Source organism: Arthrobacter nitrophenolicus, from assembly GCF_000332815.1.
Lineage (GTDB): Bacteria > Actinomycetota > Actinomycetes > Actinomycetales > Micrococcaceae > Arthrobacter > Arthrobacter nitrophenolicus.
On the sequence record NZ_AOFD01000015.1, the window covers coordinates 20952 to 43710 of the forward strand.

Below are 22759 nucleotides of genomic sequence, written 5' to 3' on the forward strand. Positions count from 1 at the left end.
GGGCGGTTACAAAGCCCGTCGGGGAAGGCCGACTGAGGCGCACATCACATCTATGACGGCCGCATTGACGTCATCGCCGCGGCGGGTAAACAGGCGTACCTGTTCCACTGCCTGGTACAGCAGCATCTCGAGGCCGGGGACCACGGTGCCGCCGCCCGCCTGCCACACCGAGGCAACCAGGCTGGGCCAGGGATCGTAGGCAACATCCAGCAGTACACCGGGGGTTGCGGTCTTCAGCTCCGCGATTTCGGACGCGAGGCCATCCGCGGCCCGCGGCGGCAGGGTGGAGATGACGACGTCGGCGGCTGCCGTGGGGTGCGCGGCGTCCGCCAGGCGGCGGATGTCCAGGTCCATCCCCAGGCTTGCGGCGGCGGAGCGTACCTCGCCCGTCCTGGAGGTGTCCCGGACGAAGACCTGGACGTGGTCCGTCCCAAGTTCCTTCAGCGCGGCGATGGCAGACGCGGCTGTTCCGCCGCCGCCAAGGATGACGGCGGCAGGAGCTGTTCCCGTCCCTGCATGCCGGAGGGCGTTAACGATCCCGGCAACATCGGTGTTGGATCCCACGATCTTCCGGCCGCCGTCGTGGTCTTCGAAGGACACCGTATTGACCACGCCCAGCGTCCGGGCCACGCCGCGCACCTCGTCCACCTCGTTAAGCATGGCCGTTTTCAGCGGCATGGTGACCGACAGTCCGCGCCAGCCGGGCTGGTCGCGGATCTGCCGCATCAGCGATGGCAGCAGCTCTTCTGTGACGTCGATGGCCGTGTAGCTGATCCCTATCCCCAGCCGCGTGTAGGCCGCATGGTGCAGTGCCGGTGACTTCGAGTGGCTGATCGGGTGGCCGAGGACGGCAGCCCGCAGGCTCATGCGCAGCGGCCCGCGTTGGCCATGCACCACGCGTTGTACTGCTCAACGTAGACGTTGTGCTCCGCCAGGGTGCGGGAGAACTTGGTCTCCTTGGTGTCCAGGTTGATGGTCACCCAGTACAGGTAGTCATTGGTCTTGGGCCTCGCGGCGGCGTCGATGGCGGTCTTGCCGGGCGATCCGATGGGACCTGGCGGCAGTCCCGGATTGGCGTAGGTGTTGTACGGGTTGGACTTGTCCTGGCGCTGTTCGTCGGTGAAGTTGTAGCTCTTGGTGCCCAGGCCGTAGGTCACGGCGGAGTCCACCTGGAGGAAGCCGTTGGTCTGGTCGTTGGGCTTCAGCCGGTTGTAGATGGCACCGGCCACATCGCCGTACTCGGCCTGGCCGCCCTCGGCCTGCACAATGCTGGCCACGATCACGGCTTCGTACTGTTTGGCCGGATCGGTGATTCCCTGGGACACGAGTTCGTCAACCGTGATTTTGACGAGCGACTGGAGAATGTCCTTTGCCGGGGTCCCGAGGGGGAACCGGTGTTCTCCCGGTGCCAGGTAGCCTTCCAGGTTCTTCGCGTTGGCGGGCAGTCCGAACTGCGCGGGCTGGTTGCTGAGTGCCTGCAGGTCCTGGATCGAGATCCCGGACCCCTCGGCGATCGCCTCCAGGGATTCGTTGACGCGCAGGCCGGCGCTCAGGGCGAAGTAGATGACCTTTGCCTTGTCCTGGCCAAGGAGGACATCCACGGCGTCGCTGTTCTTCATTTCGGACCGGAAGGTGTAGTCGCCGGGCGACAGGGTCCCCCCCGAAGCCGCGAACGCCTGCAGGAAAGTGTCCGCGTTGGCCACCACGCCCTTGCTCTCAAGGTCGACAGCGACGGAGCGGGTGCCTTCGCCGTTGTCCACGGTTACCTGGACTTCCCCCGTTCCCGGGCCCGGGAAGTCGCTGGGCTTGTCGCTGCCGAGGAGGGGCTTGAGGAACTGTGCGCCGACGGCCACGGCAGTGACGAAAACGGCAAGGGTCAGGAAGAGTGCCAGCAGCCGGCGCCGGCGCCGGACCTTCTTGGAGGGCCTGGGCACTACCTGCGCCGCCGTGGAGCCGGCCAGCAGGCCGTGGTGGCCGCCGTCGTCATGGTGCTCGTCATCGTGGTGCCCGGCGTCATGGTGCCCGGCGTCATGGTGGATGCCGTGGTGGGCGTCGTCGGGGTGGACGTCATGGTGGTAAGCCTCGTCGTGGTAGGCCTGCCCGTGGTCCAGGTCGTCCCGGTAGGCCTGCTCTTCCCGGTAGCCGTGCGCGGGAACATGGACCTGGTTCAGGTGTTGGGTGGCGGGTGCATGCTGCCGGCCCACCAGCGCAGGCTCGTCATGGACGGCGTGCACGTCGCCCGCATGCCCATCGTGCTCATGCACGGCGACATCGTGGTGTTCTACGGGGGGCGCGTCCTGGATGGACGGAGGCATCGCGGGAGGAGCCGGGACCGGCTCCTCAACCCGGGCAGGTTCAGCCGCCTGCACCGGAGCGGCCGGCGCGGGTGCAGCGGGCGCACTGGTAACAGCGGGCGGCTCAGGAACAGCGGGAGGTTCGGCGGGCGGCGGCGGAACGTCATGTCCGGTCTCATAAGCCTGCTCGGGAACAGTGCCCTGGCCGCCGGTATTGAGGCTTTTTTCCCGTGCCCGGATTTCCTTGCGGGTCAGCGGCCTCGCCGTCCCGCCGTCAAAGGGGCCGGAAGCGTCGTCAATGTTGGCAGGGCTCACTGTTGCCTTCCATTATCTGAAAATCGGGTCGTGTCCCCCGAAGTGCCGGGGACGGACGCGTCCACCCCGCCGGCACCCTGGTCCACGGACGGGGATGGCGCTGTCACGCGTGAGCCGACATCCGCTCCCCTGGCTTTCTGCATGTCGATGGCGTGCTGGAGAATCCCTGCCGCCGCGACCTGATCCACTACTTTACGGTGATTCCTGCTGCTCATGCCAGCTTCGTGGAGGTTGCGGTGGGCCGTGACGCTGCTGAGCCGCTCGTCCACGAGGTTGACCGGCACGTCCTGATTGCGGCCAGCCAGCTCGGCAACCAGCAGTTCCGCGTAGTCGCCGGCCATCCGCGCAGACGAGTGTTCTTCGCCTTTCATCGTCCTGGGGAGCCCGACAAAAACCTGGACGGCACCGAGCTCCTCCACCAGCCTCGCAATGAGCTTGACGTCGGAGTTCTTTTTCGCGTTCCGGTCCAGCGTCTTGTAGGGCGTGGCGAGGATCGAGTCCCGGTCGCAGATGGCCACCCCGACCCGGACGGTGCCGACGTCCACCCCCAGTTTCACGCCCTGGGGGTAGCCGCCGGCAGCTGCAGGATTGGTCATGGCAGTGTTAGCGCCGTTCGACGGCGTCGACGACGGCTGCCAGGGCGGCGCCCACCTTGCCGGCGTCGGTTCCGCCGCCCTGGGCGACGTCGTCCTTGCCGCCACCGCCACCGCCGAGGATCCCGGCAGCCAGGCGCACCAGGCACCTGCCTTCACGCCGGCGCCGCGCGCTGCCTCGTTGGTGGCCACCAGGATAACGGGACGGTCGTTGGCCACACCGGCCACGGCCACGGTGGCCGGGGCGGTGCCGAGCCTGTTCCGCAGGTCCAGGGCCAGGCCGCGCAGGTCGTCGGCGCCGCTGACCATGCCGGCGTCGTGGGCGATCACGCTGACACCGGCGGCGTCCCGGGCGGTGTTGACCAGCTGGGCGGCCGCTGCCGCCAGCTGCTCCTTGCGCAGGCGCTCCAGTTCCTTCTCGGTCGCCTTGAGCTTGGCGAGGGTGGTGGCGATCCGGTCAGCCAGCTGCCCTGACGGAACCTTCAGCATCTCGGTGAGTTCCGTCACCAGGGCCCGCTCCGCGGCCAGGTGCCGGAAGGCGTCCATGCCAACGAAGGCCTCAACACGGCGGTTTCCAGAGCCGACGGACTGTTCGCCAAGCAGGGAAAGGCTGCCGATAAGGGACGTGTTGGCGACGTGGGTGCCGCCGCAGAGCTCACGGGACCAGGCGCCGTCGATCTCGACAACGCGGACTTCGCTGCCGTAGTTCTCGCCGAAGAGCGCCATGGCGCCCATGGCCTTGGCTTCAGCCAGCGCCATCACCTTGGTTTCCACCGCGTAGTTGTTGCGGATGGCGAGGTTGGAGACTTCCTCGATTTCGGAGCGGGTGGCAGTGCTCAGGCCCTCGCCCCAGGCGAAGTCGAAGCGCAGGTAGCCGGCCTTGTTGAAGGAACCGCGCTGGGTGGCTTCGGGCCCCAGGATCTGGTGCAGGGCGGCGTGCACGATGTGGGTGGCCGTGTGCGCCTGTTCTGCGGCGTGGCGGCGTTCACGGTCGACGGCGGCGCGCACCAAGGCGTCGGCCGGGATTTCGCCCTCGCGGACGATCGCCTTGTGCACGCTCAGTCCCTTGACGGGGCGCTGGACGTCCAGGACCTCAACGACGAAGCCGTCACCGGTGATCAGGCCGGTGTCTGCCGCCTGGCCGCCTGCCTCGGCGTAGAACGGCGTCTCGCTGAGCACGAGCTCGATCTCGTCGCCGGTGGCCGCGTGAGCCACCCGCTGCCCGCCGTGGATGATGCCACGGACCCGTGACTCGCCGTCGAGCTCGGTGTAGCCGGTGAAGACCGTTTCGCCTTCGCCGAGCAGTTCCTGGAACGCGGAGATGTCCGCGTGCCCGCCCTTCTTGGCCTTGGCGTCCGCCTGGGCACGCTTGCGCTGTTCCTGCATGAGGCTGCGGAATTCGGCCTCGTCAACCTTCAGCCCGGCCTCCTCGGCCATTTCCAGCGTCAGGTCGATCGGGAAGCCGTAGGTGTCGTGCAGGGTGAAGGCGTCCTCGCCGGAGAGCGGCTTGCCGGCGGCTTTGGACGCAACGACGGCTTCTTCCAGCCGTGCGGTGCCGGAGGCGATGGTGCGCAGGAAGGCCTTTTCTTCGGCGTAGGCGATCCGGCTGATCCGGTCGAAGTCGGTCTCCACCACCGGGTAGACGCCCTTCATGGCGTCGCGGGACGCGGGCAGGAGTTCGGGCAGGCAGGCCTGCTCGACGCCGAGGAGCCGCATGGCGCGCACGGCGCGGCGGATGAGCCGGCGCAGGACGTAGCCGCGTCCCTCGTTGGACGGGACCACGCCGTCGGCGATCAGCATGAGGGCGGACCGGATGTGGTCGGCCACCACGCGCATGCGGACGTCGTCCGTGTGGTGCGGATCGTCGTCGGACTCGGCGGAGGTGTATTCCTTGCCGGACAGTTCGGCTGCCTTGTCGATCACGGGACGGACCTGGTCGGTCTCGTACATGTTCTCGACGCCCTGCAGGATCATTGCCAGGCGTTCCATGCCCAGGCCGGTGTCGATGTTCTTCTTGGGCAGGTCGGCGACGATGTCGAAGTCCACCTTCGAGCGGACGTTGTCGATCTGGTACTGCATGAACACAAGGTTCCAGATCTCGACGTAGCGGTTGTCGTCCGCTTCGGGGCCGCCCTCCACGCCGTAGGCGGGGCCGCGGTCGTAGTAGATCTCCGAGCAGGGACCTGCCGGGCCGGGCTGGCCGGTGTGCCAGTAGTTGTCCGACTTGCCCATCTTCTGGATGCGCTCTGCGGGGACGCCCGTGTTCTTCAGCCACAGGTCCTTCGCCTCGTCGTCCTCCTCGTAGACCGTGACCCAAAGGCGCTCGGCTCAAGGCCGTACCCGCCGTCGTCAACGCTGCTGGTAAGCAGCTCCCAGGCGTACTTGATGGCGTCTTCCTTGAAGTAGTCGCCAAAGGAGAAATTGCCGCACATCTGGAAGAACGTGCCGTGCCGGGCGGTCTTGCCCACTTCCTCGATATCGCCGGTGCGGATGCACTTCTGCACGCTGGTGGCGCGGGAGTAGGGGGCTTCTTCCCGGGCGGTGAGGTAAGGAATGAACGGCACCATGCCGGCAACCGTGAACAGCAGCGAGGGGTCGCTGGAGACCAGCGACGCGGAGGGAACCGCCGTGTGGCCCTTGCTGACAAAAAAGTCCACCCAGCGCTTTGTGATCTCCTGCGACTTCATGAGCTGTTTACTTACCCTTCTTGGTCCGCGCACCGGCGCGGATAGTTCGTTCAGTTGGCAGGAGTCCGGGGACGGACCCTGCCGGTGTTGTTCCGGCCGGCGACGGCCGGTTGCCTGCCGGTCAGTGGCGGGCGGCTTCGGCCTCGACGCCCAGGGCGGCGCGAAGGTCCGTTTCCCGTTCGCGCATGCCGTCGCGGACGGCGTCGGCGAATTCGTACACGCCGTCAGCCAGCCGGCCGACCGCGCGGTTGAGGCCTTCCGGCCCCAGGCTGGACTGCGCTTCACTTACTTTGCGGAAGGCGATGATCCCGATCGCGACGCCGATTCCCATCCAGACAAGTCGTTTCATTTCCGGTTCTTTCTGGATCTAGCGGCTGCGGCGGCCGGCAGCGGGCTTCTTGCGGTTGGACAGCGCGGTGCGCACACCGTAGCTGAACGCCGCCACCTTGATGAGCGGCGACCCTACCGTGGCGGCAACCAGGGAGGACAGCGCGGAGAGGTTCGCGGACGCGTCGGAGACGTTGGACGAGATGCCGTCCACCTTCTTGAGCTGCTGGTTGGTGGTGGAGACCGTGGCGGTGACCTCATCCATCAGGGGCGTGGCGCCGTCGCTGATGGACCTGATGGCCGTCCGCACCTCGTCAAACACCTTCCCAAGTTTCAGGATGGGCACGGCAAGCAGCAGCACCAGGAGCGCAAATACCCCGGCAGCGATCAGGCCGGCGATATCGCCACCAGACATAGACGTTCATCTCCTCGAATTCTGTGGTTTGGTCCATCCTGCGCGCGCCCAGGAAGCGCGTTCTTGCAGATGTCCCCCAAGTACCTTACATACAAAGAAGCCCGCGGCGCTTGCCACGGGCTTCTTTGGATACGCTGCTTGGGATTAGCGTGCGTAGAATTCGACGACGAGCTGCTCTTCGCAGGTCACCGGGATTTCGGAGCGCTTGGGGCGGCGGACCAGGCGGGCCTGCAGTGCCTCGAGCTTGACGTCCAGGTAAGCGGGGACGGCAGGCAGGACGTCGCGGTGGGCGCCGGCTGCTGCAACCTGGAGCGGAACCATTGTTTCGCTGCGGCTGTGGACGTGGACCAGCTGGCCCTCGCCGACGCGGAACGACGGACGGTCAACGCGGACGCCGTCAACCATGATGTGGCGGTGCACAACCAGCTGGCGGGCCTGGGCGATGGTGCGGGCGAAGCCGGCACGCAGGACCAGGGCGTCGAGGCGCATTTCGAGCAGTTCGATGAGGTTCTCACCGGTCAGGCCCTTGGTGCGGCGGGCCTCTTCGAAGGCACGGGTCATCTGTGCTTCGCGGATGCCGTACTGGGCGCGCAGGCGCTGCTTTTCGCGCAGACGTACGGCGTAGTCGGAGTCCTGCTTCTTGCGGGCACGGCCATGCTCACCGGGGCCGTACGGGCGGCGCTCCATGTACTTGGCGGCCTTGGGGGTCAGAGCGATGCCGAGGGACCGCGAGAGGCGGGCCTGACGGCGAGCACGAGTGTTGTTAGCCACTTGTGTCCTTCCAATATCTGCGGTGTGTCAGTGTTACTGGCCTCCACGATGGAGAGCATCGGCCAACCGCTGCCTTTTGCTACTGGGCACAGGGCATAACCTACTCGAAGGAAATTCAAGGGGATTGTGCGTCCGTGCCTTGCCAGACAAACATCCATCCTACCATGGGGCTACTTCCCCCGGACAATCCGCCGCAGGCGCTCCAGCCGCACCGCGATGTCCCGCTCGGCACCGTTGCCCGTCGGCCGGTAGTAGTCCTTCCCCACCAGGTCATCCGGCGGGTATTGCTGGGTGGCCACCGCGTGCGGTGCGTCATGGGCGTACTTGTAGCCCAGGCCGTGGCCCAGCTGCTTGGAACCGGGGTAGTGCGAGTCGCGCAAATGCGCCGGGATGCCGTTGCCCATGCCTGCACGGACGTCGGCGATGGCCTGGTTGATGCCCATGTAGGCGGCATTGGACTTCGGCGCCGTGGCAAGGTGGACCACCGCCTCCGCCAAAATAATCCTGCCTTCGGGCATGCCGATGAGCTGGACCGCCTGCGCCGCGGCAACGGCTGTCTGCAGCGCGGTGGGATCGGCCATGCCCACGTCCTCCGCGGCGGAGATCACGATCCGCCGGGCGACGAAGCGCGGGTCCTCCCCCGCCTCGAGCATCCGGGCCAGGTAGTGCAGCGCGGCGTCGACGTCGGATCCCCTGATGGATTTTATGAAGGCGCTGGCGACGTCGTAGTGCTGGTCCCCGGCCCGGTCGTAGCGGACGGCTGCCACGTCCAGGGCCCGCTCGGTGTGCTTGAGTTCCACCTTCACCGGGCCGTCGCCGCCGGCGGCGTCATCGGCATCGCCGAAGGCCACGCCAGCAGCCGCCTCCAGGGCGGTCAGTGCGCGCCGGGCGTCGCCGCCGGACAGCCGGACCAGGTGGGCCAGCGCCTCTTCATCGAGCTCGGCCTTGCCGTCGAGTCCGCGCGGATCCTGCACCGCCCGGACCAGGAGCCCTTCGATGTCGCGTCGGTGAGCGGCTTGAGGGTCAGCAGCAGCGAGCGTGACAGCAGCGGGGAGACCACCGAGAACGACGGGTTTTCCGTGGTGGCGGCCACCAGGACCACCCAGCGGTTCTCGACGCCGGGAAGCAGCGCGTCCTGCTGGGCCTTGTTGAAGCGGTGGATCTCGTCCAGGAACAGGACGGTGGTGGTCTTGTAGAGGTCGCGGGCGGTGAGGGCCTCGTCCATCACCCGACGGACGTCCTTGACCCCGGCGGTGATGGCTGAGAGCTCCACGAACTTCCGGCCCGGACCGCGGGCGATGACATGCGCCAGGGTGGTTTTTCCGGTGCCCGGCGGCCCCCAGAGGATCAGTGAACTGGGTCCTGCAGGGCCGGACGTGTCCGCTCCGGCCCCGGCAGCGAGCTGGCGCAGGGGCGAGCCCTGGCCCAGGAGGTGCTGCTGGCCGACTACTTCATCGAGGGTGCGGGGACGCATCCGGACGGCGAGCGGACCGCGCGGGGAGGCACTGCCCGCTCCCCCGGCACTCCGGCGTGCGGCAGGCGCACCGTCGTCGCCGTCGTCGTCGTTGCCCGGCCCGTGCCCGAAGAGATCTTCCACATAGATAGGCTACTTGGACCCGCCCGGCTTTCCCGCCGCCAGCCATCTCCCGAAGGATGCCGCCATGACAGCACAGAACTCCCCCGGCGTCAGGCCCCTGTCCGTCCGGACCGCCTTTGTGCCGGGGAACCGCGTTGCCGGCTGGGCTGAGCGGTTCGGTGCGTCCCATGGCGGGTACCGTCTCTCGGACGACGACGACGGGCTGCGGCTGGTGGCGGGCGACGGCGCCTCCGCACTGCTCCAGGCACCATGGCCGGCGGACGGGCGGCCGGGCCGCGGCGCCGACGCTTTGGAACGGCTGGCCAGCCTCGCGGCGCAGCCGCGGCGGCTTGGCCTGCTCCTGGTCAGGCGCGGCGGGTACGGCATCGGCGTCGCGGCGGAAGGGGATTTGCTGGCTTCCAAGGCCGGAACCCGGTACGTCCAGGGCAGGACAGCCGCAGGGGGCCAGTCGCAGCAGAGGTTTGCCCGGCGCAGGTCCAACCAGGCGGATGCGCTGGTGGAAGCGGTGGCGCAGCAGGCCGCGGAGGTGTTCGGCCCGGAAGCCTTCGAGTATGTGGTCCCCGGCGGCGACCGGGCCCTGGCTGACCTGGTCCTCGGGCACCCTGCCTTGAGGGACTACGCGCGCCTGCCCCGGCTGCCCTACCTCGACGTCTCCGACCCGCGGCTGGCCGTGCTGAGGAAGGCGGCCGCGGACGCTGCTCCGTAAAGGTGCAGGTGACGGACGCCCCGCCGTAGGCCAGTTCCGCCGCCGATTCGACGATTCCTTGCCGATTCGATGGTTCGGAGCATCGAGTGCGCAGGGAACCGTCGAACGGTGAGCGCTAGCAGCCGGTCAGTGCGCGCCGCGGCCGCTCCTGCCGGTACAGGTAGCGGCCGGTTTCCCGGAACCCGGCCCGGGCATACAGCTCCTGGGCGGACCGGTTCGCGACGGTTACCAGCAGCCAGTAGCCGTCCAGTCCCTGCACGGAACCGGCGTGGAGCAGCGCGCGCAGGACAGCGGTGCCATAGCCGCGGCCGCGTGCGTCAGGCAGCGTGGCCATGCAGTAGATGCCGCCGCGCCGGGCCGTGTCCCCACCCCGCGGCGCTGTGTCCCCAGCGGGAATGGCGAGGCGTCCGACGGCGGCCGGCCGGCCGGCGTCGTCCCTCACCAGCGCGTACAGGGACGGGCAGCCCTTGAGGATGTCCGTGGCGGTGGCGAGGGCGTCCGCGCCGCCCCGTCCGTCCACTGTCCACCACACGTTGAGCCAGTCGGCCGACGGGTCGGTGCGGATCTCCACCGAAGCTTCCGGCGTGTGAGCATCGGGCAGGGGGCCTCGGGTCATGATCAGCGTCTCGGACTGCCGGGTGAACCCTTCGGCGTCGAGGAACTCGTCGAGCGCGGCTGTCCGGGCGCCGGCGGGCACCTGGAAGATCACCGGCAGCGGCGCGCCCTGTACCAGGCGCGCGCGTCCCGCAGCAGCGCCGGCGGCACTTCAGTACCGCCGGGATGCCGTGGCCAGATCGAGTTGGCCCGCTGGGTGACCCCGCCGGCGGCACGGAACACCCAGCCGCCGGCCGAGTGCCGTTCCATAGCTGGCCAGGCGGCGTCCATTGCTGCCTCAACATCCCAGGCAGCAGCGCCGCCGGCCGGGCCCGCATGTATGCCGGTCACACCTGTGGCCACAGGACCTCCTTCATTAATGGCAGGAGGCTCCCCGGCGCGGCCGGGAAGCCTCCTGTCATGCAGCTGGTGCGTGCTTACTTCGCGATTGCTTCAGCCTTCTTGGCCTCGGCCGGCTTGACTGCCTCAGGCTTGAAATCGACGCCGGCTTCCTTGCGCTGCTGCGGCGTGATCGGGGCCGGCGCGTCGGTCAGCGGATCATGGCCGCCGCCGGACTTCGGGAAGGCGATGACGTCGCGGATCGAATCCACGCCGGCCAGCAGGGAGACAACGCGGTCCCAGCCGAAGGCAATGCCGCCATGCGGAGGGGCGCCGTACTTGAAGCCCTCAAGCAGGAAGCCGAACTTGGTCTGCGCGTCCTCCTTGTCCAGGCCCATCAGTTCAAAGACGCGTTCCTGCACGTCGCGCTGGTGGATACGGATGGAGCCGCCGCCGATCTCGTTGCCGTTGCAGACGATGTCGTACGCGTAGGACAGTGCAGACTCGGGATCCTTGTCGAAGGTGTCCAGGAACTCGGGCTTGGGCGAGGTGAACGCGTGGTGCACGGCGGTCCACTGCCCGGCGCCGACCGCGACGTCGCCGGAAGCAACCGCGGCGGCTGCCGGTTCGAACATCGGGGCGTCGACAACCCAGCAGAAAGCCCAGTCGCTGGGGTTGATCAGGCCGGTGCGGTGGCCGATCTCCACCCGTGCCGCACCGAGGAGGGCGCGGGACGGAGTCTTCTCGCCGGCGGCGAAGAAGATGCAGTCGCCCGGCTTGGCACCGACGGCGTCGGCCAGGCCAGCGCGCTCGGCGTCCGTCAGGTTCTTGGCAACGGGACCTGCCAGCTCGCCGTCTTCCTTGTACAGGACGTAGGCCAGGCCCTTGGCGCCGCGCTGCTTGGCCCATTCCTGCCAGGCGTCCAGGGCGCGGCGGGCCTGCGAGGCGCCGCCGGGCATGACGACGGCACCGACGTACGGTGCCTTGAACACGCCAAAGTTGGTGTCCTTGAAGAACTCCGTCAGCTCGGTCAGTTCCTGGCCGAAACGCAGGTCCGGCTTGTCCGAGCCATAGCGGGCCATGGCGTCCGCGTAGGTAATCCGCTGGATGGGCGTGGGGATCTCGACGTCGATGAGGCGCCACACGGCCTGGACGATGTTCTCGCCGAGGGTGATGATGTCGTCCTGGTCAACGAAGCTCGCCTCGATGTCCAGCTGGGTGAACTCCGGCTGGCGGTCGGCGCGGAAGTCCTCGTCCCGGTAGCAGCGGGCAATCTGGTAGTACTTCTCGAAGCCGCCCACCTGCAGCAGCTGCTTGAACAGCTGCGGGGACTGCGGCAGCGCGTACCAGGAACCGGGCGCCAGGCGGGCCGGAACCAGGAAGTCGCGCGCGCCTTCGGGGGTGGAGCGGGTCAGCGTGGGCGTCTCGATCTCCACGAAGCCGTCCTTGTGGAGGAGTTCGCGTGCCACCCGGTTTGCCTCGGAGCGCAGCCGGAGGTTGCGGCTGGGGCCGGGGCGGCGGAGGTCCAGGTAGCGGTGCTTCAGCCGGGCTTCCTCGCCAACCTCCACGTGCTCGTCGATCTGGAACGGCAGGGGGTCGGAGGTGTTCAGGATGACCACCTTGTCCGCCATGACCTCGATGTCGCCGGTGGCCAGGGCCGGGTTTTCGTTGCCCTCGGGGCGCTTGGACACAGTGCCGGTGACCTGCAGGACGTACTCGTTGCGCAACCCGTGGAAGACCTCTTCCTCGCGGACCACCACCTGGGCCACGCCGGAAGCGTCGCGCAGGTCCACGAATGCCACACCACCGTGATCACGGCGGCGGCCCACCCAGCCGGCCAGGGTTACGGTTTGTCCAATGTGCTCGGAACGAAGGGATCCGAGGTCATGTGTGCGCAGCACAGCACGCCTTTCTAGAGAGATCAGGGGGAAACTGTGGGAGATATAAAAGGACCGTTGCAGGAACAGTCCTGTCCGAGTTTACCCGCTGGACAGGGACCGCCGCCCCATGGCGGCCCCTGCTGCGGGCAATCCGGCTAAACGGCGGCGGGCTCCGCGCTGGCCACCTGCACCGAAAGGTCCTCCGACGGCGGCATCCAGGTTTCGGGGGCTGCCACCACCTGCTCGCCGGTTCGGATGTCCTTCACCTGGTGGGTGCCGTCGTCGTCCGTGAACCACACGAACGGGATGCCGCGCCGGTCGGCGAACTTGATCTGCTTGCCGAACTTCTCCGCCTTGGCCGCCACCTCGGTGGGGATGCCGCGGCTGCGCAGCTGGGCCGCAACATCCTGCGCGGCACCCCAGCTGTCGTCATGGGTGAGGGCCACCAGGACAGCGGTGGGGACCGAGCGTGAAGCCCTGGCCAGGTCCTGGCTGAGGATGCGGGACACCAGCCGGGTGACACCGATGGACAGGCCGACGCCGGGGAACTTCCGGTTGCCCTTCGAGGCGAGGGCGTCGTACCGGCCGCCGGAGCAGATGGAACCCAGCTGCTCGTGGCCCACCAGGACGGTCTCCACCACGGTGCCGGTGTAGTAGTCCAGGCCGCGGGCGATGCTCAGGTCTGCCAGTACCTTGCCCGGGGCACGCTGGACGGCGGCGTCGATGACCTGCTCCAGCTCATCCAGCCCCTCATCAAGCAGCTCGTTGGACACGCCGAGCGCACGCACCTGGGCCACGAAGGAAGTGTCCTCCGTCCGGATGGCGGCCAGCTGCAGTGCCTTCCGCGCCTGCTCATCCGTGGCACCCAGCTCGGACTTGAGCAGCTCGGCCACCTTCTCAGGCCCGATCTTCTCGAGCTTGTCGATGCTGCGGAGCACACCGGCGGTGTCATCCAGGCCGATGCCGCGGTAGAAGCCTTCGGCCAGCTTCCGGTTGTTGATCCGCAGCCGGAAGTCAGGGATGGGCAGCGCGCTCAACGCTTCGGCGATCACCAGGCGATCTCGACGTCGTACCGGAACGGCAGTTCGCCGTCGCCCACCACGTCGATGTCAGCTGGGTGAACTCGCGGGCACGCCCCTCCTGCGGACGCTCGCCGCGCCACACCTTCTGGATCTGGTACCGCCGGAACGGGAAGGCCAGGTAGCCGGCGTTTTCCACCACGTAGCGGGCAAACGGGACGGTGAGGTCGAAGTGCAGGGCCAGCGCGTGCGGGTCGGCCTTGCCCCCTTTGACCGGGTTGTCGCTGTCATCCTCCTGGAGGCGGCTGAGGCCGTACACTTCCTTGTCGATCTCGCCCTTGCGCAGCAGCTGCCCCACGGTCTCCACGGCACGGGTCTCGATCGAGGCGAAGCCGTGAAGCTCGAAAACCCGCCGCAGCGTGTCCAGGACATGAAGTTCCACCAGCCGCTCCTCGGGAAGCCACTCGGGGAATCCGGACAGGGAGGCGGTGCGTGCCATGGAAGTTCTCCTCTTAAAGCGCCGGATGCTGGCCGCTTTCCGCCCGTTGCGGGCGCCGATCGGCGGCAGTCCAGCCAGTCATGCATAAACTATGTGCGGCAGTCAGTTTATGCGTCATCGGTGTGCATCTCTAATGCGCACGGGCGGCAGGGCCCGGCCGCCAAAAAACCTGTGCTGCCGGCCCTGTTGGCCGCAGTGCAGCAGCCCGACTATGAGGAGGACCCTTGCCGGCCAGTTCACGCAGTGCCCGCGAAGCCAAACGGCGCATCCAGCAGATGGAGGCCAAGCGCGAGCTGCGGCGGGACCAGGAGAAGCGGCGCAAGCGCGACAACCTCGTGGCCGCCGGCGCCGGAACCGCCGCCGTTGTCCTCGCCGTCGTGCTCCAGCTCACTGCCTTTGCCGGCAACCCCACAGAGGATGAATTCGCTGCGGCCGAGGCCGGCCTCACCAGCCCGTCGGCTTCCGCCACTCCGTCTGCGCAGGCCACCAACGGCCCCAACATTCCGGCGGCCGATACCGCCGCCGGAAAGACGTTTACCGGCGAGCTGGTGCTGAACGGGAGCCCCCTGGGCGTAGAGCTGGACGGCACCAGCGCACCGCAGGCCGCCGCCGTCTTCAAGTCCCTCAGCGACGAGGGCTACTACAGCGGAAAAACCTGCCACCGCCTGACCACCGGCGACGCTTTCGGCGTTATGCAGTGCGGCTCCCCCACCGGCGACGGCAAGGGCGATCCCAACTACACCTGGGGTCCCCTGGAAAACACCCCCGCGGACAACACCTACCCTGCCGGGACCATCGCTGTGGCCCGGACAGGCAACAACGCCTACGGCAACGGGACCCAGTTCTTCATCGTCTACAAGGACACCACCATCCCCGCGGACAGCGCCGGCGGCTACACGGTGGTGGGCAAGGTGACCTCCGGACTGGACGTGGTATCCACCATTGCCGCCGCCGGGATTACTCCCGTCACCAGTGACACGGACGGCGCACCTGTGCAACCAGTCACGATAGACTCGTTTTCTCTGAAGTAGGAGCCCGGCCCGCGGCCGCGGTGCAGTACGGAAGTATTCCCTCCAAGCGAAAGACTTTTAGCGGTGACAGACAGTCAGAAATCCGACGAAACAGCAGCAGAACTGACCGGGACGGCCCAGGCCACCACGGACGGCGCAGCCCCGGCAGTGGGCACTCCGGAAACGGAAGCCCCCGCGGCAGAGAACGGCCAGGAACCGGCCGGCGCGCCCGCAGCGGTGGCTGAGGACGAAGCAACCGGCACCGCTCCCGCGGTGGATGCGCCGCCCGCTCCCGCTGCCTCAGCTGCTCCAGCCCCTGCACCCGCCCCGGGGCCCCGCCCCTCTGCTCCGTCGCCCGCGGCTTTCGCATCCCGCCCCAAGCCGGCGGCTGCCGCTCCCGCAGCGGCGCCCGTCCAGGCTCCGCCCGCCACATCCCTGGCCGAGGCTTCGAAGTGGGGCCGGGTGGAAGGCGACGGACATGTCTTCCTCACCATCGACGGCGCCGAGCACCCCGTGGGCCAGTACCCGGGCGTCAGCGATGACGAGGCGCTGGCGTACTTCGCACGGAAATACGACGACGTCGTGGCCCAGATCGTCCTGCTGGAACAGCGCGTCAGCTCGAAGGCCCCCAGCACCGACATGCAAAAGACCGTGACCCACCTGCGGGAGCAGCTCGCCGAGCGCAACATGGTGGGAGACCTCCGTGCGGCCGAGGCACGGCTGGACACACTCACCACGCAGATCACCGAACTCGAAAAGGCGGAGAAGGCCGAGCACGAGGCCGTCCGTGCGTCCGAACTGGCCGCCCGTGAGGCCATCGTTGCCGAAGCGGAACAGATTTCCGGCCAGGACCCGGCCCAGACGCAGTGGAAGACGTCCAGCGCACGGATGAACGAACTGTTCGAGAGCTGGAAAACCGCGCAGAAGAGCGGTGTCCGGCTGGGCCGCAGCAACGAGGACGCCCTGTGGAAGAGGTTCCGGGCAGCCCGCACCGTCTTCGACCGGCACCGCCGCGCCTACTTCTCGCAGCTGGACAGCAACAACTCCGCAGCCAAGGCTGCGAAGGAAAAGCTGATTGCCGAAGCCGAGGCACTGTCAACGTCCACCGACTGGGGCTTCGCCGCCGGTGAATACCGGCGCCTCATGGACCAGTGGAAGGCGTCCCCGCGGGCCAGCCGCAAGGACGACGACGCCCTGTGGGCGCGGTTCCGTGCTGCCCAGGATGTCTTCTTCACCAACCGGCAGGCCGCGAACGACGAGATCGACCAGGAATACGCCGCCAATCTCACCGTCAAGGAAGCCCTTCTGGAGGAAGCCAACGGCATCCTCCCGGTGAAGGACCTCGGAGCCGCCAAGAAGGCCCTGCAGTCCATCCGCGACCGCTGGGAGGAAGCCGGCAAGGTTCCGCGCGCGGACATGGGCCGTATCGAAGCCGGGCTTCGCAAGGTGGAGGACGCTGTCCGCCAGGCCGAGGAAGAGCAGTGGCAGCGGTCCAACCCGGAGCGGAAGGCACGCACCAACAGCGCGCTGTCCCAGCTTGAATCGGCCATCGCCGGTCTGCAGGAGGACCTGGCGGCAGCCGAGAAGAGCGGCGACCAGCGCAAGATCAAGGCTGCCCGGGAAGCCCTCGAGGCGCGCCAGGCCTGGCTCGACCAGATCCAGCGGTCGGCCAGCGAGCTTTCCTGACCCCGCGCCACCCGCAACGCGCAGGCCCGGTCCCGGTTATCCACATAACCGGAACCGGGCCTGCGGCCGTTAACGCCAAGGGGCAGGATGGATGGATGGCGACATCACCGGCTTCCCCTGCTGCCCCAGGCCTTGACCACCCAGCGGGGAGCCAGGCGCCCCGCTTCCCCGAACTGTATGCGCCGGGGATGCCCTTCGCCGGTCCGGAACTGCAGTCCCTCGCCGCGGACGGCCTGCTCGCCCGGCTCCACCACAACGGCTACACCCTGCCGGAAGTGCAGGGCTCGCCCCAGCTGCGGGCGCGGGCCGCCGCGGGCGGTGTTCCCCAGGCGGTCAGGCAGCGCGTCGTGGCAGGCCGGATGACGGCGGCCTGGATCTACGGGTGCGCGGCGGAGCCGGACCGGCTTGCGTTGTTGGTGGATGCCAAACGGCGTGTCTCAAGCCTGCGCAACACGCGCGGCTGCACGCTGCATGAGGTCAGGCTGGGCCCCTTCGACGTCGTCAGCCTGGGCGGGCTGATGGTCTCCAGCCCGCTCCGCACGGCGTTGGACGTGGCACTGCACGTGGAGGCGGAGCGCGCCATTCCTGCGCTTGCGGCGCTGCTGGCACGCCCCCAGCAGGACGTGCGGCTGCGGCTGCTGGTCCTTGCGATAGAGGCCTCGCCGCGGGTTCCGCACAAGAGGGCTGCGCTGGAGAAGCTCGCTTCCCTAGCTCCTGCGCTTGTTTCCGGTGGTGCGGTAGACGTCGAAGACGCCGTCGATCCGGCGGACGGCACTCAGGACGTGGCTCAGGTACTTGGGGTCGCCCATCTCGAAGGCGAACTTTGAGATGGCCACCCGGTCCGTGGACGTGTGGACGCTGGCGGCCAGGATGTTCACGTGGTTCTCCGACAACACCCGGGTCACGTCGGACAGCAGCGACTTGCGGTCCAGGGCCTCCACCTGGATCTCCACGAGGAACACGCTGGACTGGGTGGGCGCCCAGTCCACGTCCACGATCCTGTCCGGCTGGTCCTTGAGGTCGGAGATGTTGGTGCAGTCCGTGCGGTGCACGGATACCCCGGATCCGCGCGTGACGAAGCCCAGGATGGGGTCGGGCGGAACGGGGGTGCAGCAGCGCGCCAGCTTCACCCAGACGTCGCCGACGCCGCGGACCACGACGCCCGAGTCCGAGAAACGTGCTTGGTGACCTGGGTGGGGATGCTGACTTCGGTGATGTCGTCGTCGGCGCTTTCCTTCCCCCCGAGGCTTTCGACGAGTTTCTCCATGACCGCCTGCGCGGAGGTGTGGCCGTCGCCGACACCGGCGTAGAGCCCGGAGATGTCCACGTACTTGAACTCTTCGGCCACGGCCGCCAATGCCTCGTGGGTCATCAGGCGCTGCAGCGGAAGGTTCTGCTTGCGCATTGCCCGGGTCAGCAGTTCCTTGCCGCGGTCGATCGCTTCCTCGCGGCGCTCCTTGCTGAACCACTGCCGGATCTTGTTCCGGGCCCGGGCACTCTTGACGAAGTGCTGCCAGTCCTGGCTGGGACCGGCGCCCTCGGCCTTGGAGGTGAAGATCTCCACCCAGTCGCCGTGGTTCAGCTCGCTGTTGAGCGGCACCAGCTTGCCGTTGACGCGGGCGCCAATTGTCCGGTGCCCCACCTCGGTGTGCACGGCGTACGCGAAATCGACGGGAGTGGAGCCTGCCGGCAGTGCCATGACCTCACCCTTGGGGGTGAAGACGAACACTTCGCGGGCGTTGATCTCGAACCGGAGCGAATCGAGGAACTCACCGGGATCTGACGTCTCCTGCTGCCAGTCCACCAGGGACCGCAGCCACCCCATGTCGCCGTCGCGGGGGCTGCCGGGGCCGACGGCGGTGCGGTTGGGCTGGTCCTTGTACTTCCAGTGCGCCGCCACACCGTATTCCGCGCGGCGGTGCATCTCGTGGGTCCTGATCTGGATTTCCACGGGCTTGCCGCCCGGGCCGATCACTGTGGTGTGCAGCGACTGGTACATGTTGAACTTGGGCATCGCGATGTAGTCCTTGAACCGGCCCGGCAGCGGGTTCCAGCGCGAATGCATGGTGCCAAGGGCTGCATAGCAGTCCCGGACGGAGTCCACCAGGACCCGGACCCCCATGAGGTCGTTGATGTCGTCGAAGTCCTTGTCCCGGACAATCATCTTCTGGTAGATCGAGTAGTAGTGCTTGGGCCGGCCCGTGATGGTGGCCTTGATCCGTGCGGTGCGCAGGTCCTCGGTGATCTGGTCGCGGATGACGCTGAGGCTCTTCTCGCGCTCAGGGGTGCGGTCCCCCACCATCCTCACGATTTCCTCGTACACCTTGGGATAGAGTGCCGCGAAGGAAAGGTCCTCGAGCTCCCATTTGATGGTGTTCATGCCCAGGCGGTGGGCCAGCGGGGCGAAGATCTCCAGCGTTTCGCGTGCCTTGCGGGCGGAGGACTCTGCGGATACGAACCGCCAGGTGCGGGCGTTGTGGAGCCGGTCGGCCAGTTTGATCATCAGCACGCGGATGTCCTTGGCCATGGCCACGACCATCTTGCGGACGGTTTCGGACTGCGCAGCCTCGCCGAAGCTCACCTTGTCCAGTTTGGTGACGCCGTCGACCAGCATCGCCACTTCCGGGCCGAAATCCCGCTTCAGGTCATCGAGGGTGTACGGCGTGTCCTCCACGGTATCGTGCAGGAGGCTGCCGCCAACGTGGTGCCGCTCAGGCCGAGCTCGGCCAGGATGGTGGCCACAGCCACCGGGTGGGTGATGTACGGGTCGCCGCTCTTGCGCTTCTGGCCCCGGTGGCTCCGCTCCGCCACGTCGAACGCGCGCTGGATGAGGTCAAAATCCTCTTTCGGATTGTTGGCCCGGACTGTCCTCAGCAGCGGCTCGAGGATGGGCGAGTACGTGGCTGTGCTGCGCCCGGTCAGGCGGGCAAGCCGGGAGCGGGTACGTTCGCGGCGCCCCGGAAACGTGGCACGGGACCCGGAGTTGTCGACGGGCACCAAGGAACCAGGGCGCGCCGATGCCGCCAGCCCTGTTTGCACACCGGCAGGATTCTTGTCTCCCTGTGCCGTTGGCGCCGACGCCGAACGTTCTTCCAATGAAGCACTCCTCACCACCGCTTTAATTACTTCAGTCTATTCCCCACGCCCTGCAGTTTTATAACCGGCCCTTAAATGTGCCGGGCCGGACAGCGCGATGGTTGCGCTGTCCGGCCCGGGGCCGTCTTCAGGCCCTCGACTGGGATGATGCGGCGGTCAGGCCTGGGCCGGTTCGGTGGAGGCCGTCCGGCCGGCCGCGCCGGCACGGCGGTGCTCCACGCGCTTGGCCTGCCTGACCAGGTCCGGCTCGTTCTGCCGCAGCCAGGCGTACATGGGTGCCCCCACGAAAATGGTGGCGGCCGTGCCGATGAGGATGCCCACGAACAAGGCCAGTGACAGGTCACGGAGCGTACCTGCGCCCAGCAGTCCGGCACCGATGAACAGGATGGCGCCCACGGGAAGGATGGCCACCATCATGGTGTTGATGGAACGGACCAGGGTCTGGTTCACGGCGAGGTTGACCTCCTCGGCAAAGGTGCGCCGCGTGGAGGCGTCGATCTCCGCGGTGTTCTCACGGATCTTGTCGAACACCACCACGGTGTCGTACAGCGAGTAGCTCAGGACGGTCAGGAAGCCGATGATGGCTGACGGGGTGACCTCGAAATCGCTCAGCGCATAGACGCCTGCGGTGATGAACATGGTCACCGCCATGCCCGCGATGGCCGAGAGCGACATCTTCCACGTGCGGAAGTACAGCGCCATTAGGACCGCCGCCAGCAGGACAAAGATCACCAGGCCGATCAGCGCCTGCTTGGTGACGTCCGCGCCCCACGTGGGACCTACGAAGGTTGACGTCACCTCGTTTTCCGTGACGCCGTAGGCCGCGGTCAGGCCCTCCTTGATGCGGAGGGTCTCATCGTCCGTGAGCTTGTCGGTCTGGATCCGCATGGTGGTCCCGGCCACGTTGGCGACGCGCGGAACACTGCCCGCGACGACGTCCGTGACGGCTTTCTCGCCCAGGGCAGCGTCCGTCGTTTGAACGTTGGAGACCGTGAACTCGGAGCCGCCGCGGAATTCGATGCCCAGGTTGAAGCCGCCCTTGACCGCCGGGATGACGATGGACAGGGCCACCGCCACGGCGGCGATGAGGAACCAGATTTTCTTGGAGCCCACGAAATCGTAGGAGCGCTTTCCGGTGTAGAGCTCGTTGCCGAAGTTGGCGAAGCCTGACATTACTTGTTCTCCTTCGCTGCCGTCTTGGAGGAACCGGCAAGCTGCTCCTGCTTCTCCGCCAGGCGGCGTTCGGCAATGGTCATCCTGCGTTCGGCTTCGGCAGCCGCGCCCGCGTTCTTGGCGCGGACCGCCGCCGGCCTGTCCTCCGGGGTGCGGACGCGTCCGGCACCGCGGTACAGCGGCACGGCGCCCAGCCGCTTGGGATCGAGCCCGGACAGCGGGTGGCCCTCGCCGAAGAACCTGGTGCGGGCCAGCAGCTGCAGCGTGGGATGCGTGAACATGAACACCACGATGAGGTCCGCGATGGCGGTGAGGCCCAGGGTGAAGGCGAAGCCGCGGACGTTGCCGACGGCCACGAAGTACAGGACCAGGGCGGCCAGGAGGTTCACGGCCTTGGAGGCCAGGACCGTGCGCTTGGCGCGCTTCCAGCCGTTTTCGACGGCGGACACCAGGCCGCGGCCCTCGCGGAGTTCATCGCGGATGCGCTCGAAGTAGACGATGAACGAGTCGGCCGTCTGGCCGATCGCCACGATGATGCCCGCGACGCCGGCGAGGGAGAGCCGGTAGTTTTCCGTCCAGCCGAGGATGGCGATGGCCAGGTAGGTGAGGATACCCGCGACCACCAGCGAGGCGATGGTGACGAAGCCCAGGGCCCGGTACTGGAAGAGCGAATAGACCACCACCAGCAGCAGGCCGATCAGGCCGGCGAGGAGGCCCATTCGCAGCTGCTCGCCGCCGAGGGTGGCGGAAATCTGCTGCTCGCTCTGGATTTCGAAGCTGATGGGCAGGGCGCCGAAACGGAGCTGGTCGGACAGCGTCTTGGCCGTCTGCTCCGTAAAGCCGCCGGTGATCTGCGGGCGTCCGTCGGTGATGACGGCCAGCGACCGGGGCGCCGAGATCACCTGGTCGTCCAGGACGATGGCGAACTGGGCTTTGGGGTCGGTGCCTGATTCGCCGCCGGCGGCCACATAGAACTGGTTGAGGCGCTCGGTGACCTCTTTGAACTTGGCGGTGCCTCGTCGTCGAACTGGATGTTCACGGCCCAGTCGTTGGTGACGGCGCCCTGGGCGCCCTGCTGCAGCTGGAAGGACGAGGTGACGATGTTGCTGCCCTTGACCTCCACCGGACCCAGGATGTACTTGATGGCCGGGGTGGTGTCCGTGGCAGGCTCGCAGGTGACCAGCGGCTTGGCCGGATCCGAGCGTTCCTGTTCATCCTGGGCCGGGTTGTCACAGTCCAGGGACTCGAACTGCCGGTAGATTTCCGGGGTGATCCAGTTGATGTCGCTGCTGTTGGCCGGCTCCGCGGTGGGCTTGGGCAGCTGGTCCTCGGGCGCCGTGATTCCTCGGGAACAGGTGCGCCGGCACCGTTGAGAAGGACCGGACGGAAGTTCATGTCCGCGGAGGCCTGGATGAGGTCGCGTGTCTGGCTGGAGGGGGTTCCCGGAAGGCTGACCACCACATTCCGGCCGGACTGGGTACTGATTTCGGCTTCGGCAACACCGGAGCCGTCAACGCGCTGGCGGATGATCGCCACGGCCTGGTTGAGCTGTTCCTCGTTGATGTCCGAGCCGCCCTCGACCTTCGGCGCCAGGATCATCTGGGTTCCGCCTTCAAGGTCCAGAGCGAGCTTGGGCGCCCAGCTTGCCTGCCCGCTGAGGGTGCCGCCGGCCAGGACAGCGGTCAGCGCGGCGATGATTACGCCGAGCCAGACCAGGACCCTGAGGCCTGGTTTCTTGGGGCCAGTTCGTGCCATTGT

Annotated in this window: 14 protein-coding genes and 5 pseudogenes; 4 read left to right on the top strand and 15 right to left on the bottom strand. The window is 67.5% G+C overall.

The features are described from left to right. Positions 1-6: 6 nt before the first annotated feature. From G205_RS07385 to G205_RS07420, 8 genes and pseudogenes are all read right to left on the bottom strand, one after another. Positions 7-867: a shikimate dehydrogenase gene (locus G205_RS07385; RefSeq protein ID WP_035752368.1), complete on the bottom strand. Its 861-nt coding sequence runs from the start codon at positions 865-867 to the stop codon at positions 7-9. Beyond that, positions 864-2609, bottom strand: a complete 1746-nt coding sequence (gene mltG, locus G205_RS07390) for an endolytic transglycosylase MltG (protein ID WP_009357428.1) — start codon at positions 2607-2609, stop codon at positions 864-866. Before mltG ends, G205_RS07385 begins: the two co-directional genes overlap by 4 nt. Further along, positions 2606-3205 (bottom strand): Holliday junction resolvase RuvX, encoded by a 600-nt coding sequence (gene ruvX / locus G205_RS07395; protein ID WP_035752341.1) that lies wholly within the window; start codon positions 3203-3205, stop codon positions 2606-2608. The genes mltG and ruvX overlap by 4 nt, the downstream gene beginning before the upstream one ends. Before the next feature lie 7 nt (positions 3206-3212). Next, positions 3213-5889, bottom strand: a pseudogene (alaS, locus tag G205_RS07400) (alanine--tRNA ligase). A 121-nt stretch (positions 5890-6010) separates the two neighbouring features. After that, positions 6011-6238, bottom strand: a complete 228-nt coding sequence (locus tag G205_RS07405; RefSeq protein ID WP_235046815.1) for a DUF6167 family protein — start codon at positions 6236-6238, stop codon at positions 6011-6013. 18 nt (positions 6239-6256) lie between these two features. Then, positions 6257-6631 carry a DUF948 domain-containing protein gene (locus tag G205_RS07410; RefSeq protein ID WP_009357430.1) on the bottom strand — a complete coding sequence of 125 codons (375 nt, stop codon included), beginning with the start codon at positions 6629-6631 and terminating at the stop codon, positions 6257-6259. A 144-nt stretch (positions 6632-6775) separates the two neighbouring features. Further along, positions 6776-7402 (bottom strand): 30S ribosomal protein S4, encoded by a 627-nt coding sequence (gene rpsD / locus G205_RS07415; protein WP_009357431.1) that lies wholly within the window; start codon positions 7400-7402, stop codon positions 6776-6778. Between the two features lie 170 nt (positions 7403-7572). Then, positions 7573-8999: pseudogene (locus G205_RS07420) on the bottom strand (replication-associated recombination protein A). A 64-nt stretch (positions 9000-9063) separates the two neighbouring features. On the opposite strand from G205_RS07420, the gene G205_RS07425 reads away from it, so the two are divergent. Beyond that, positions 9064-9705 (top strand): acVLRF1 family peptidyl-tRNA hydrolase, encoded by a 642-nt coding sequence (locus G205_RS07425; RefSeq protein WP_009357432.1) that lies wholly within the window; start codon positions 9064-9066, stop codon positions 9703-9705. A gap of 115 nt (positions 9706-9820) precedes the next feature. On the opposite strand, the gene G205_RS07430 is transcribed toward G205_RS07425, so the two are convergent. From G205_RS07430 to hisS, 4 genes and pseudogenes are all read right to left on the bottom strand, one after another. After that, positions 9821-10414: a GNAT family N-acetyltransferase gene (locus G205_RS07430; RefSeq protein ID WP_338058399.1), complete on the bottom strand. Its 594-nt coding sequence runs from the start codon at positions 10412-10414 to the stop codon at positions 9821-9823. Further along, on the bottom strand, positions 10411-10662 hold the full coding sequence (locus G205_RS23725) for a GNAT family N-acetyltransferase, cg3035/Rv0428c family (protein WP_338058400.1): 252 nt from the start codon (positions 10660-10662) through the stop codon (positions 10411-10413). Before G205_RS23725 ends, G205_RS07430 begins: the two co-directional genes overlap by 4 nt. A 74-nt stretch (positions 10663-10736) precedes the next feature. Next, positions 10737-12539: an aspartate--tRNA ligase gene (gene aspS / locus G205_RS07435; RefSeq protein ID WP_009357433.1), complete on the bottom strand. Its 1803-nt coding sequence runs from the start codon at positions 12537-12539 to the stop codon at positions 10737-10739. Between the two features lie 134 nt (positions 12540-12673). Beyond that, a pseudogene (gene hisS, locus G205_RS07440) lies at positions 12674-14036 on the bottom strand (histidine--tRNA ligase). 224 nt (positions 14037-14260) lie between these two features. On the opposite strand from hisS, the gene G205_RS07445 reads away from it, so the two are divergent. From G205_RS07445 to G205_RS20995, 3 genes are all read left to right on the top strand, one after another. Further along, positions 14261-15067, top strand: coding sequence for a peptidylprolyl isomerase (locus G205_RS07445; RefSeq protein ID WP_009357434.1), 807 nt, complete (start codon positions 14261-14263; stop codon positions 15065-15067). A 63-nt stretch (positions 15068-15130) separates the two neighbouring features. Further along, the gene (locus G205_RS07450; RefSeq protein ID WP_009357435.1) at positions 15131-16732 is read left to right on the top strand and encodes a DUF349 domain-containing protein; all 1602 of its coding nucleotides are present in this window, start codon (positions 15131-15133) and stop codon (positions 16730-16732) included. 95 nt (positions 16733-16827) lie between these two features. Then, complete coding sequence (locus G205_RS20995; RefSeq protein ID WP_152419546.1) at positions 16828-17559, top strand: type IV toxin-antitoxin system AbiEi family antitoxin; 732 nt, start codon at positions 16828-16830, stop codon at positions 17557-17559. Here the strand turns inward: G205_RS20995 and G205_RS07455 are convergent. From G205_RS07455 to secD, 3 genes and pseudogenes are all read right to left on the bottom strand, one after another. Beyond that, positions 17440-19828: pseudogene (locus G205_RS07455) on the bottom strand (RelA/SpoT family protein). The gene G205_RS20995 and the pseudogene G205_RS07455 overlap by 120 nt on opposite strands. 156 nt (positions 19829-19984) lie before the next feature. Beyond that, the gene (secF, locus tag G205_RS07460) at positions 19985-21001 is read right to left on the bottom strand and encodes a protein translocase subunit SecF (RefSeq protein ID WP_009357438.1); all 1017 of its coding nucleotides are present in this window, start codon (positions 20999-21001) and stop codon (positions 19985-19987) included. Further along, a pseudogene (gene secD / locus G205_RS07465) lies at positions 21001-22756 on the bottom strand (protein translocase subunit SecD). The gene secF and the pseudogene secD overlap by 1 nt, the downstream one beginning before the upstream one ends. Between the last annotated feature and the right edge of the window lie 3 nt (positions 22757-22759).

Excerpts from the sequence above, each read along its gene's own strand:
- G205_RS07410 (WP_009357430.1), bottom strand. The coding sequence starts at position 6,631 with ATGTCTGGTGGCGATATCGCCGGCCTGATCGCTGCCGGGGTATTTGCG.
- G205_RS07385 (WP_035752368.1), bottom strand. The coding sequence starts at position 867 with ATGAGCCTGCGGGCTGCCGTCCTCGGCCACCCGATCAGCCACTCGAAG.
- G205_RS07405 (WP_235046815.1), bottom strand. The coding sequence starts at position 6,238 with ATGAAACGACTTGTCTGGATGGGAATCGGCGTCGCGATCGGGATCATC.
- G205_RS20995 (WP_152419546.1), top strand. The coding sequence starts at position 16,828 with ATGGCGACATCACCGGCTTCCCCTGCTGCCCCAGGCCTTGACCACCCA.
- secF (WP_009357438.1), bottom strand. The coding sequence starts at position 21,001 with ATGTCAGGCTTCGCCAACTTCGGCAACGAGCTCTACACCGGAAAGCGC.
- ruvX (WP_035752341.1), bottom strand. The coding sequence starts at position 3,205 with ATGACCAATCCTGCAGCTGCCGGCGGCTACCCCCAGGGCGTGAAACTG.
- G205_RS07425 (WP_009357432.1), top strand. The coding sequence starts at position 9,064 with ATGACAGCACAGAACTCCCCCGGCGTCAGGCCCCTGTCCGTCCGGACC.